Origin of the sequence: Mycobacterium sp. E796 (assembly GCF_001672815.1) — a bacterium.
GTDB lineage: Bacteria > Actinomycetota > Actinomycetes > Mycobacteriales > Mycobacteriaceae > Mycobacterium.
Map to the genome: position 1 here is coordinate 1 of NZ_LZKK01000300.1, position 13,275 is coordinate 13,275.

Genomic DNA, 13,275 nt, shown 5'->3' on the forward strand with positions numbered 1-13,275 from the left:
CACCGCGGCCGTCAGCGCCTTACCGGGGCCCACTTCGACGAACACCCCGGCCCCGAGCGTCTCGGCCAGTTGGATGCCGTCGGCGAAGCGCACCGGCGCGCGGACCTGCTCGACCCAATACTGCGGGGAGCCGTACCCTGGCCCGGCCGCCTGGCCGGTCACGTTGGATATCAACGCAATCCGCGGTTCGGCCGGCGCTATCTGGCCGGCCACCTCCGCGAACCGCTCGATCATGGGTTCCATCAGCGGTGAGTGGAACGCATGCGAGACCGCCAATCGATGTATCCGCCGGCCCTGCTCCGCCAACCGGTCGGCCACCGCGTCCACCGCGGCCGCCTCGCCTGAAATCACCACGGCGCTGGGCCCATTGACCGCCGCCAGGCTGACACTCTCGGTCAACAACGGCGCCACATCGGCCTCACTGGCGGCCACGGCGACCATCACGCCACCGGCGGGCAGCGCACCCATCAGGCGGCCCCGCGCGGCCACCAGTTTGGCCGCGTCGGCCAAGGACAGCACCCCGGCGATGTGGGCGGCCGCGATCTCACCGACGCTATGGCCGATCACCACATCGGGCTGCACACCCCAGGACCGCCACAGCGCGGCCAGCGCGACCTCGACCGCGAACAGTGCCGGCTGCGCAAACTCCGTGCTTTCCAACAGGTTCGGGTCATCTCCCCACATCACCTGGCGCAGCGGCAACCGCAGGTGTTCGTCCAGGGCCTGCGCGGCCTCGTCGAAGGCGCGGGCGAACTCCGGGAAGCGCCGGTACAGCGCCGCACCCATCCCCAGCCGCTGCGACCCCTGACCGGGGAACAGCCACACGGTCTTGCCCGCTGCCCGCGCCCGTCCGACGACCGTGTCGGGGCCCGGGTCGCCGGCGGCCAGCTGCACCAAACTCAGTTGCATCGCCTCGCGGTCGTCGCCCACCACCACGGCGCGATGATCGAAGGCGGAGCGCGTGGTGGCCAACGACCACCCGACATCGATGACGCTGAGGCCCTCGTCGGCGCTCACCAGCGCCAGCAGCCGCTTCGCGTACGCGCTCAGCGCTTCGGGCGAACGGGCCGACAGCACCCACGGCGCCACGACGGCCTGGCGGGGCTCATCCCGCTCAACCGCAACGCCTTCCAACGCCGGTGGATCCTCGACGATCACGTGGGCGTTGGTCCCGCTGATCCCGAACGACGACACCCCCGCCCGGCGCGGACGATCCCCCGCGGGCCAGGGCCGCGGCTCGGTCAACAACGACACCGCCCCCGCCGACCAATCCACATGCGGCGACGGCACATCCACATGCAACGTCTGCGGCATTACCCCGTGGCGCATCGCCTGGATCATCTTGATCACCCCGGCCACCCCGGCGCCGGCGGAAGTATGGCCGATATTGGATTTGATCGATCCGAGCCAGAGGGGCTCTACGCGGTCTTGGCCGTAGGTCGCCAGAAGTGCCTGGGCCTCAATGGGATCCCCGAGCACCGTCCCGGTCCCGTGTCCCTCGACCACGTCGACGTCGGCCGCGCTCAGGCCGGCGTTGGCGAGCGCCGCGCGGATCACCCGCTGCTGGGACGGACCATTGGGTGCGGTCAAACCATTGGAGGCGCCGTCCTGGTTGACCGCCGAGCCGCGCAGCACCGCCAGCACCGGATGCCCCAGGCGGCGGGCGTCGCTCAGCCGCTCCAGCACCAGCACGCCCGCGCCCTCCGACCACGCGGTGCCGTCGGCGGCGCCGGCATACACCTTGCACCGGCCGTCGGGCGCCAGCGCCCGTTGCCGACTGAATTCCACGAAGGCGGCCGGGGTCGCCATCACGGTCACGCCGCCGGCCAGGGCCAGCTCGGACTCCCCCGAGCGCAGTGACTGCGCCGCCAGGTGCATGGCCACCAACGACGACGAGCACGCGGTATCCACCGAGACCGCCGGGCCTTCCAATCCCAGCACGTATGCCACCCGGCCGGAGGTCACGCTCAGGGTCGAGCCGGTGAGCCCGTAGCCCTCCAGCTCGCCCTTCACCTCGCCGCCGTAGCCGGCGTGGATGACTCCGGCGAACACCCCGGTGGCCGAGCCGCGCAGCGTGAGCGGGTCAATCCCCGCCCGCTCCAACGCCTCCCAGGAGAGCTCCAGCATCAAGCGTTGCTGGGGATCCATCGCCAGGGCCTCGCTCGGGCCGATGCCGAAGAATCCCGCGTCGAAGTCGCCGGCGTCGCGCAGGAAGCACCCGCGGCGCGTGTACATCTTGCCCTTGGCATCGGGATCCGGATCGAACAACCCGTCGACGTCCCAGCCCCGGTCGGTCGGAAAATCCGACACCGCGTCGCGGCCTTCGACCACCATGTCCCACAACGCTTCCGGCGAATCCACCCCGCCCGCGTAGCGGCAGGCCATCCCCACCACCGCCACCGGCTCCGACTGCTTGCCCTCCAACTCCAGGACGCGCCGGCGCGTCCGCCTGAGATCGGCGGTGAGGCGCTTGAGGTAATCGAGATGCTTTTCGGTGCCCGGCACCGCGTGCTCCTTAAGTTATGAGCCCAGCTCTTCGTCGAGGATGGCGAACAGTTGGCTTTCGGTCGCGGTGTGGATGTCTGCGTCGTCGGTGTCGTCGAGGTGGGCGCCGCTGAGGGTGGTCAGCAGGTTTTGCAGCCGGATGGTCAGGTGCGCCTTGTCTTCCGGGTTCCAGTCGGTTCGATTCAGGAGCGCTTGTAGCTCTGCGGCGATGTCGTTGGCGCGGGCCGCCGGGTCGGGCTTCTCGGTCCCGACCGCGAGGCGGGTGTCCAGGTATTCGCCCAGCGCTATGGGCGTGGGATGGTCGAAAATGATCGTTGGCGAAAGGGTGAGCCCGGTGGCGGTTTTCAGCCGGTTGCGCAGTTCGACCGCCGTCAGCGAGTCGAAACCCAGTTCCTGGAACGCCCGTTCGGCGTTGATGTCCGCCACGTCGGTTCGTCCCAGCACCGTGGCGGCGTTGCTGCGCACCAACTCGACGAGCTCGCGGTGGCGCTGGTCGGGGGCCAGTTCCCGCAGCCGCGCGGTCAGCCCCGTCGTCGAGGCGGTCACGGGAGCGTCGTCGATGACGCGGCGCGCGGGGCGGGTGGCCAAACCGTGCAGCAGGGGCGGTAGCGCGGCGGCGTTGTGCGACAGCGCGATCCGGTCCAGGGACGTGGCCACCACGACGGGCCGCTCGCCCACCATGGCGGCGTCCAGACGCTGGAGGGCCTCGGTGGTCGACAACGGCGCGAGGCCCAGCCTGCTCATGCGGTCCTTGTCCGTGTCGCCCAGGTGCGCGGTCATCGCCGAAGCCTGCTCCCACAGGCCCCAGGCCACCGACAAGCCGGGCAAACCATTTGCGTGGCGATGGGCGGCGAGCGCGTCCAAGAAGCTGTTGGCCGCGGCGTAATTGCCCTGACCGGGGGTGCCGACGATCCCCGCCATCGACGAAAACAGCACGAACGCGGACAGGTCCAGGCCCGCGGTCAGCTCGTGCAGGTTCCAGGCGCCATCGACCTTGGCGCGCAACACCGCATCCACCCGCTCGGGCGTCAACGACGCGATCAACCCGTCGTCCAGCGTCCCCGCCGCATGAAACACCCCGCGCAACGGATACTCGGCGGGCACCCGCGCCAACAGCGCCGCGGCCGCGTCCCGGTCGGCCACATCGCAGGACACCACGGACACACCGGCCCCGGCCGACCGTAACCCGGCCTCCAGCTCGGCGGTTCGTTCGTCGCCACCGCTCCTGCTGGCCAGTACGACGTGGGCCACCCCGTACTGGGCGACAAGGTGACGCGCCAGCGCCGAACCGGCCATCCCGGTTCCGCCGGTGATCAGCGCGGTGCCCCCGGAAAGCCCCGACGACAGCGTCAGCACGATCTTGCCGACGTGGCGGGCCTGGCTGACGAACCGATACGTCTCGGCGGCGCGGCGCACGTCGAAAGCCCTTGTCGGCAGCGGCTTCAGGACGCCCTCTTTGAACAGATCCGTCAGCTGGCCCAGCATGGCCGCGATGCGATCGGGGCTGACCTCGGTCAGGTCGAAGGCCTGATAGCGCACGCCCGGATGCTGCGCGGCGACCTCGTCGGGGTCGCGCAGGTCGGTCTTGCCCATCTCGACGAAGTGCCCTCCGTCGACCAGCAACCGCAACGAGGCGTCCACGAACTCCCCGGCCAGCGAGTCCAGCACGACGTCCACCCCGCGGCCCCCGCTTGCCGCGAGGAACTGTTGCTCGAACGCTGTTGTCCGCGAGTCGCCGATGTGGTCGTCGTCGAAACCCATCGCGCGCAACGTTTCCCACTTGCCCCGGCTGGCGGTGGCGAAGACCTCGGCCCCCCAATGCCGCGCCAGCTGGACCGCGGCCATGCCGACCCCGCCCGTGGCGGCGTGGATCAGCACCCGCTGTCCGGCCCGCAGCCCGGCCAGCACCGACAGGCCGTACAACGCCGTCAAGAACACCACCGGCACGCCCGCGGCCTCGAGCGTCGACCACTGCACCGGGACGGCGGTCACCAACCGCGCATCGACCACCGCTTCGGAGCCCACGACCCCGAGCAGCCCCATCACGCGGTCACCGACCGCCAGCCCGGACACACCGGGGCCGACTTCGGCGATCACGCCGACGCCCTCGGCGCCCAGCTGGCCGCCGCCGGGGTACATCCCCAGTGCCACCAGCACATCCCGGAAGTTCACCCCGACGGCGGCTACCGCCACGCGCACCTGGCCGGCGGCCAGTTCCACCGGCGGGCTCGGGCGCACGACCAGGTCCTCCAGCGTCCCACCCCCGCCGGCGTCCAACCGCCAATTCCCCTGCGGCAGCGCAAACGCCGCGTCGGGCGGCACCGGCGCCAGCCGGGCGGCATACGCGACCCCGGCCCGGATCGCCAATTGTGGTTCGCGGCAACCGATTACCGCGCTCGTGTCCAGCGATCCATCCGAATCGACCAGCACCACCCGGTCGGGATGCTCGGCCTGGGCGGAGCGGACCAGTCCCCACACCGCGGCGCCGGCCAGATCCGTGACGTCCTCGCCGGGGAGCGCGACGGCGCCGCGGGTCTGCACCACCAGCACCCCGCGCCCGTCGCCGGCCAGCCAGGACTGCAACACTCCCAATGCCTCGTGAACGGCCTCGTGCGTTGCGCGCACCACATCCGGGCCCGTGCCCGGCTCCCACACCACCACGCCATCGCCAACACCGCTGTCGCCCAACGGCGTTGGTGACCAGGCGACCTCGAGCAGCCCGCCGACGCCCGGCACCGCCGCTGACAGCTGGCCCGCCGACATCGGCCGTAGGTCGAGGCGTCCTACCGACAACACGGGAAGGCCCATCGCATCGGCCAACTCGATGGACACCGCCCCGGCGCCCGCCGGGGTGATCCGCACCCGCGCCCGCGATGCCCCCGCCGCGTGCAGGCTCACCCGCTGCCAGGAAAACGGCAGCACCGTCGAGGCGTCCGCATCGGTCAGGCCCAGCGCGTGCAGCGCGGCGTCCAGCAAGGCGGGATGAATCCCGAACCCGTCAACCGTGACACCGGCCTCTGGTGAAACCGCGACCTCGGCGAAGATCTCGTCGCCGCGCCGCCACATGGCCCGCAATCCTCGAAAGGCCGCACCGTATTCGTATCCCCGTGCCGCCAGGCGCCGATAGGCGTCGCTCACGTCGACCGGCTCCGCGCCCACGGGCGGCCAGGCTGACAAATCCGCGCCCGGCGCGGCCGAGCGACCCCCCAGCAGGCCCTCGGCGTTCAACGCCCACTCCGAATCCGGCTGCGCGCCAGAGGAATACACCGCCACCGGCCGCGAACCCGCCGCGTCTGCCCCGCCGACGACCACCTGAATCTGCGCCGAGCCGTCCGCGGGCAGCACCAACGGGGCCGACAGCGTCAGCTCCTCGATCACCGGACAGCCGACCTCGTCACCGGCCCGGGAGGCCAGTTCCACAAAACCGGTTCCCGGGAACAGCGTCACCCCGCTTACCTGGTGGTCGGCCAGCCAGGGCTGCGCGGCCGGGGATAGCCGACCCGTCAGCACCACGCCGCCCGAATCGGGTCGCTGCACCACCGCACCCAACAAGCCGTGCTCGGCCGCGGCCAACCCCAACCGACCCACGTCGCCCGAACCCATGAACTGGGCGGGCAACCAAAACCGCTGTCGCTGAAACGCATACGTCGGCAGCTCGACACGCCGCGCGTCGCCGCCGGCAAACGCCGCCCGCCAATCGACCTCGGCCCCGGCCACGTGCGCTTGCCCGACGGAGAGCCAGAACCGGTCGAGGCCGCCGTCGTCGCGGCCCAGCGACGGGACGACGATCGCGTCTTCTACGGAATTCACCGCGCCGAGCGTCTCTTCGATGCCCGCGATCAATACCGGGTGCGGGCTGCATTCGACGAACATCCGGTACCCGGCCTCGCGTGCGCCCCGTACCGCTCGCTCGAATTCCACCGTCTCACGGATGTTTCGGAACCAGTACTCGGCATCCAGGCCCGCCGTGTCCATGATCTCGCCGGTGACGGTCGAGTAGAACGCCGTCGAGGACGACCGGGGCTCGATGTCCGCCAGCGCCTGAATCAGGGGTTCGCGGATCGCGTCTACCTGCGTCGAGTGCGACGCGTAGTCGACGTCGATCCGGCGGGCCCGAACGTTATCGGCCTCGCAGTGCCGGATCAGCCCTTCCAGCGCCTCGACATCGCCCGACACGACGACCGCCGAAACCCCGTTCACCGCGGCGATATTCAGCCGATCACCCCAGTGCGCCGCCAACTCCCGTGCCTGCGGTAGGCCGCACGCCAGGGAGGCCATGCCCCCCTCACCCGACAACTGCAGTAGGAGCAGGCTGCGCAGCGCCACGACCCGCGCGCCGTCCTCCAGTGACAGCGCCCCCGCCACGCACGCCGCAGCGATCTCGCCCTGCGAGTGGCCGATCACCGCGTCGGGGACGACGCCCATCGACCGCCACGACTCGGCGAGCGACACCATGACCGCCCACAGCGCCGGCTGCACCACGTCCACCCGATCCAGCCCCGGCGCGTCCGGCGCCGCGCGGATGACGTCGAGCAACGACCACTGGACGTGCTCGCCGAGCGCCTTGTCGCACCGGCGCATGTGGTCGGCGAATACCGTTGACTCATCGAGTAATTGGGCCCCCATGCCGGCCCACTGTGAGCCCTGCCCGGGGAACACGAACGCCGTCTTGCCTGCCGCGCCGGCCCGGCCCACCACCGCGCCCGCGCCGGGCGAACCGGATGCCACCCCGGACAGGCCGGCCAGCAGCGCCTCGCGGTCGGGACCGACCACGACGGCACGATGCTCGAACGTCGAGCGGCTGCTGGCCAGCGACCACCCGACATCGGCGGCGCTCAAACCCTCGCGCTCCCCGACCCAGGCCGCCAGCCGGGCCGCCTGCTCGGCCAGCGCGCGCTCGGAGCGAGCCGACACCACCCACGGCACCGACGGCGGCTCATCGCGTTGGGCCACAACCGGTTCCGGCTCGGCGGGTGCCTCCTCGACGATCACGTGCGCGTTGGTCCCGCTGATCCCAAACGACGACACCCCCGCCCGGCGCGGACGATCCCCCGCCGGCCAGGGCCGCGGCTCGGTCAACAACGACACCGCCCCCGCCGACCAATCCACATGCGGCGACGGCACATCCACGTGCAACGTCTGCGGCATCACGCCGTGGCGCATCGCCTGGACCATCTTGATCACCCCGGCCGCGCCCGCGCCGGCCGAGGTGTGGCCCATGTTCGATTTGATCGAGCCCAACCACAGGGGCTTTCCGGGTTCTGCCCTATTCTGCCCATAGGTCGCCAAAATCGCTTGGGCCTCAATCGGATCCCCCAGCATCGTGCCGGTGCCGTGCCCCTCCACGACGTCGACGTCGGCCGCCTCGAGGCGCGCGCTGGCCAACGCCGCTCGGATCACCCGCTGCTGCGACGGCCCGTTCGGCGTCGCCAGCCCGTTCGAGGCGCCGTCTTGGTTGACCGCCGAACCCCGCAGCACCGCCAGCACCGAATGCCCCAACCGCCGGGCATCGCTCAGCCGCTCCAGCACCAGCATGCCGGCGCCCTCGGAGAACCCGGTCCCGTCGGCGGCGCCCGCGTAGGCCTTGCACCGACCATCAGCCGACAGCGCCCGCTGCCGGCTGAAGTCGACGAACATCGCCGGGGTCGCCATCACGGTCACGCCGCCGGCCAGCGCGAGATCGCACTCCCCCGACCGCAGCGACTGCGCCGCCAGATGCATCGCCACCAACGACGACGAGCACGCGGTATCCACCGACACCGCCGGGCCCTCCAGCCCCAGGGCGTACGCCACCCGGCCCGACGCCACGCTCAGCGTCGTGCCGCGCATCCCGTAGCGCTCCAGCTCTCCCGGCACCCGGCCCGCGCCGCCGTACGAACCATGGAAGACGCCGGCGAACACCCCGGTCGCCGAACCCCGCAAGCCCAGGGGGTCGATCCCGGCGCGCTCCAGCGCCTCCCACGAGATTTCCAGCAACAACCGCTGCTGCGGATCCATCGCCAGGGCCTCGCTGGGCGCGATCCCGAAGAAGGCGGCGTCGAAACCGGCGACGTCCGCGAGGAACCCGCCCTGCCTCGAATACGACTTGCCGACCGCGTCGGCGTCGGCGTCGAACAGGTCCGCCAGGTCCCAGCCCCGGTCGTCCGGGAAGTCCGACACCACGTCGCGACCCTCGGCGACCATCGCCCACAGACCCTCGGGCGAATCGACCCCGCCCGGATAGCGGCAACCCATCCCGACGATCGCCACCGGCTCGGTCGCCTGGGCCAGATATTCGCGGTTCTCGCGCTTGAGCTGCTCGTTTTGTTTCAGCGACGCGCGCAGGGCCCTCACGAGCTCTTCGTGAGTGCTGCTCATGAGCCCCGGCCTCCCGGGTTACTCAATCGGCGCCAAGCCGCGCGACGATCATCGCCATATTCTCTCAACGGCCGCTCGTGCCGTCTGCCGATCTCGTCAACTGCGGGCGCCAGGGGTCGCGCCACTCGTGGACTCAATGCCAGCGCAGGAGCACGAGCTCAGAACAGAATCCGGGACCCATCGCGATCATCAGCCCGGGGCTGTCGCTGGGCGGCGGCTTGGCCAGGGTGTCGCGCAGCACGTGCAGCACCGACGCGGACGAGAGGTTGCCGATCTCGCCGAGCGAACGCCAGGTCAGCTCCAGGGCCTCCGGCGGCAGGTCGAGGGTCTTGACGATCGCCTCGATGACCTTGGGACCGCCGGGATGACTGACCCACGCGCCCACGTCCGTCGTCGTCAGGCCATGAGCTCCGAGGAAGCCGGTGACGTCGTCGTACAGGTACTGCTCGACAACGCCGGCCACATCCTTCGACAAGACCAGCTCGAAGCCGGTGGCGCCGACGTCGTAACCCATCGTGCGTAGCGAGTCGGGGTAGAGGTGACTGCGGGAGTCAACGATGTCGGGACCGACGGCACCGATATGCTCGGCGCGGCGCTCCCCGACAGCCACCACCGAGCCCGCCCCGTCAGCGAACAGCGCGCTGCCGACCAGGCCGGCCACCGTCGGCTTGTAGCCCGGGTACGTCATCGAGCAAAGCTCCACCGAGACGAGGGCCGCGACGCCGTCCGGCGCGCCCCGCAGGTAGTCGTTCATGCGGGCGACCCCCGCGGCGCCGGCAACGCAACCCAACCCGAACAGCGGAACCCGGCGCACATCGGGACGCAGGCCGAGCCGCCCGGCGATGCGAGCGTCCAGCGACGGCACCGCGATCCCGGTGACCGTCGTGGTGATCAGCACGTCGAGGTCCTGCGGCTGCAGCCCCGCCTCCTCGAGAGCGCCCGACAGCGCCTCGCAGCCCAGATCCACCGCGTGCTCGATGAAGACCCGGTTGGCCACGCTGAAGTCGGTCAGCGTCGGGTATTTCTCCAGCGGCAAAACCAGGTGGCGGCCGTTGACCTTGGAGCTGGCGTGCAGCTGGCGAACGAGGTCCTCGTATTCGGCAAACTCGGGGATGCTGATAAAGAACTCGGTCAGCTCTCGCTGCGAATAGCGGTGAGGCGGCAGGGCGCCGAAGACTCCTGCGATGACGCTCATTGGTCCCACCCTTTTGGAGACGTGTAACTAGGCCGATAGGTTCAGCCAGATCGCTTTTCGAGCTGAAAGCTTAGCCGGGTTTCATAAGTAAGGCAGAAATGGGCCGCGGACCTGCGGCGTTAGCTGGAGCCATTGGCGACAAGCCGACATGAAGTGGGCGACGGCGCCACGGGGGCGGCGCGGAGGCGCAACGCCGGTCGAGCGACTCGGGAAAGTCCCAACGCATTCCCCGTCGCATTAATTTGCCGCCGCGTCAATATACCGACGGCCTGGCGCCGCCACCCTGATTAGCCCCGGAAACAACAACCGAAACCCACCAAACCACACGGGGAATACGACGCAACGCTGCCATTCGACGCGAAAGAGCTTTATCGGCATCGCAAGCCGACCGGCTGTATTGCCGGGCAAACAAGCCGATGGCATTTGTATTCAATGGTCCGAATTCCTCGGCAGCGGCTGAGGAATTGGTCCGCGTCCGTTCGACGATTCCCGGCTATCGCTCCGCGCTTAGGCGGTCCTTGAGTTCGGCGCACCGTGCCAGCACGGCATCGAGCTGCTCGGCGACCCGGTTGGGTGCGGTGCCACCCCTGGAATCCCGCGAGGCCACCGACCCCTCGATGGTCAGCACGTCGCGGACCTCCGGGGTCAGCTCGGGGCTGATGGCGGCCAGTTCGTCGTCGGTCAGCTCGTCGAGCCCGACCCCGCGTCCCTCCGCGGTGCGCACGGCCGCCCCGGCCGCCTCGTGCGCGGACCGGAAAGGAACGCCCTGGCGAACGAGCCATTCCGCGATATCGGTGGCCAGCGTGTAGCCGGCCGGTGCCAGGGCGGCCATCCGCTCGACGTCGAACGTCAGGCTGGCCACCAGTCCGGCCATCGCCGGCAGCAGCAGCTCCAGCTGCGCCACCGCATCGAACACCGGCTCCTTGTCTTCCTGCAGGTCCCGGTTGTAGGCCAGCGGCTGCGCCTTCAACGTCGCCAGCAAGCCGGCCAGGTTGCCGATCAGCCGCCCGGCCTTGCCGCGGGCCAGCTCGGCGATGTCCGGGTTCTTCTTTTGCGGCATGATCGAGCTGCCGGTGGACCACGAATCGTGCAGGGTGACGTAGCCGAATTCCGTCGAGCTCCAGATGATGATGTCCTCCGCCAGCCGGGACAGGTCGACGCCGATCATGGCGAAGACGAACGCGGCCTCAGCGGCGAAATCCCTCGCCGCGGTCGCGTCGACGGAGTTGTCGGCGGCGGCGGCGAAGCCCAGCTCCGCGGCGATCGCGTCCGGGTCCAGGCCCAGCGACGACCCGGCGAGCGCGCCCGAGCCATACGGGGAGATCGCCGCGCGACGGTCGAAGTCGACGATCCGGTCCACGTCGCGCAGCAACGGCTGGGCGTGCGCGAGCAGATGGTGGGCCAGCAGGATCGGCTGGGCGGACTGCAGGTGGGTCTTGCCGGGCATGATCGCGTCCGGGTGCGCGGCGGCCTGGGCGGCCAGTGCGGCAACGACCTCGAGCGCCCCATCGGCGACCCGTTGGGCCGCGTCCCGCAGCCACATCCGAAAGAGCGTGGCCACCTGGTCATTTCGCGATCGCCCGGCGCGCAACCGGCCGCCGAGGTCGGGCCCGACCCGGTCGATCAGCCCGCGCTCGAGCGCGGCGTGGACGTCCTCGTCGGTCACCAACGGCGTGAAGCTGCCGTCGGCCACGTCCTCGGCGAGGCTGTCCAGGCCGGCCAGCAACCCATCGCGCTGCTCCTCATCGAGGAGCCCCGCCCGGAACAGGATCACCGTGTGCGCCCGAGAGGCCACGATGTCGTAAGGCGCCAGCACCCAGTCGAAGTGCGTGGACTTGCTCAGCGCGGCCAGCGCGTCCGACGGCCCGTCGGCGAACCGCCCGCCCCACAGCGACCCCTCGCGAGTGCTCACCTCGTCTCCGCGAGCAGACGCAAAAGCCCCATTGCGCCCGGCGTGTCGGGGGCTTTTGCGTCTGGTGGCCGGGCAGGGCCCGGCGAACACTGTTGGAGGAAGCTCACTGCATGTCCCGGCGGGACGCGATCTTCGACGACAACCCGTGCACGTAGACGAAGCCCTTCGCCGCCGACTGGTCGAAGCTGTCGCCCTCGTCGTAGGTGGCAAGGTTGAAGTCGTACAGCGATTCGGAACTGCGCCGGCCGTTGACCGCAATGTGGCCGCCGTGCAACACCATTCGCACCTCGCCGGTCACGTGCTCCTGGGTCTTGGCGACGAAGCTCTCCAGCGCGTCCTTCAGCGGCGAGTACCAGAGCCCGTCGTACACCAGCTCGGCCCAGCGCTGGTCGGTGTGGCGCTTGAACCGGCCCAGTTCGCGCTCCAGCGTGACGTGTTCGAGTTCGGTGTGCGCGGTGATCAGCACCATCGCGCCTGGCGCCTCGTAGATTTCGCGGCTCTTGATCCCCACCAGCCGGTCCTCGACGACGTCGAGGCGCCCGACGCCCTGGCCACCGGCGCGCCGATTGAGTTCCTCGATGGCCTGCAGCATCGACACCCGTTTGCCGTCGATGGACACCGGCACCCCGCGCTCGAACCCGACGATCACCTCGTCGGGCGTGCTCCAGTTCAGCGTCGGGTCCTCGGTGTAGGAGTAGACATCCTTGGTAGGCGCGTTCCAAAGGTGTTCCAGGAAGCCGGTTTCCACCGCGCGGCCCCACACGTTCTGGTCGATCGAGAACGGCGAGCGCTTGGTGACGTTGATCGGGATGGCGTTCTCCTCGGCGAACGCGATCGCCTTCTCCCGCGTCCAGGCGTAGTCGCGGACCGGCGCGAGCACCTCCAAATCCGGTGCCAGCGAACCGAATCCCACTTCGAAGCGGACCTGGTCGTTGCCCTTGCCGGTGCAGCCGTGCGCGACGATGGTGCCGCCGTGCTCACGGGCCGCCGCGACCAGGTGCTTGACGATCAGCGGCCGGCTGATCGCCGACACCAGCGGGTAACGGTCCATGTACAGCGCGTTGTTGAGCACCGTCGGGAGGCAGTAGCCCTCGGCGAACTCGTCGCGGGCGTCCACGACGACGGCCTCGACCGCGCCGCAGTCCAGGGCCCGCTGGCGGACCACTTCCATGTCCTCGCCGCCCTGGCCGAGGTTGATCGCGACCGCGACCACCTCGCGGCCGGTCTCCTTGCCGATCCAGCTGATCGCCACCGAAGTGTCCAGCCCGCCGGAATACGCCAGGATGACGCGTTCTGACATTGACTT

The 13,275-nt window shown here is 70.1% G+C and carries 5 protein-coding genes; all 5 read right to left on the minus strand.

Annotated elements, in window-relative coordinates; all coding sequences use genetic code 11:
• Nucleotides 1-2,505: type I polyketide synthase (locus A5706_RS23145; RefSeq protein ID WP_156767291.1), on the minus strand; the 2,505-nt coding region annotated here is incomplete at its 3' end.
• Between the two features lie 15 nt (nt 2,506-2,520).
• Entirely contained in the window at nt 2,521-8,862 is a 6,342-nt protein-coding gene (locus A5706_RS23150; protein WP_068135861.1) for a type I polyketide synthase, read from the minus strand.
• A gap of 133 nt (nt 8,863-8,995) precedes the next feature.
• Nucleotides 8,996-10,057: a type III polyketide synthase gene (locus A5706_RS23155; RefSeq protein ID WP_068135863.1), complete on the minus strand. Its 1,062-nt coding sequence runs from the start codon at nt 10,055-10,057 to the stop codon at nt 8,996-8,998.
• A 493-nt stretch (nt 10,058-10,550) separates the two neighbouring features.
• On the minus strand, nt 10,551-11,969 hold the full coding sequence (gene argH / locus A5706_RS23160) for an argininosuccinate lyase (RefSeq protein ID WP_068135864.1): 1,419 nt from the start codon (nt 11,967-11,969) through the stop codon (nt 10,551-10,553).
• A 103-nt stretch (nt 11,970-12,072) separates the two neighbouring features.
• Nucleotides 12,073-13,269: an argininosuccinate synthase gene (locus A5706_RS23165; protein WP_068135865.1), complete on the minus strand. Its 1,197-nt coding sequence runs from the start codon at nt 13,267-13,269 to the stop codon at nt 12,073-12,075.
• Between the last annotated feature and the right edge of the window lie 6 nt (nt 13,270-13,275).

Excerpts from the sequence above, each read along its gene's own strand:
- A5706_RS23150 (WP_068135861.1), bottom strand. The coding sequence starts at position 8,862 with ATGAGCAGCACTCACGAAGAGCTCGTGAGGGCCCTGCGCGCGTCGCTG.
- A5706_RS23155 (WP_068135863.1), bottom strand. The coding sequence starts at position 10,057 with ATGAGCGTCATCGCAGGAGTCTTCGGCGCCCTGCCGCCTCACCGCTAT.
- A5706_RS23165 (WP_068135865.1), bottom strand. The coding sequence starts at position 13,269 with ATGTCAGAACGCGTCATCCTGGCGTATTCCGGCGGGCTGGACACTTCG.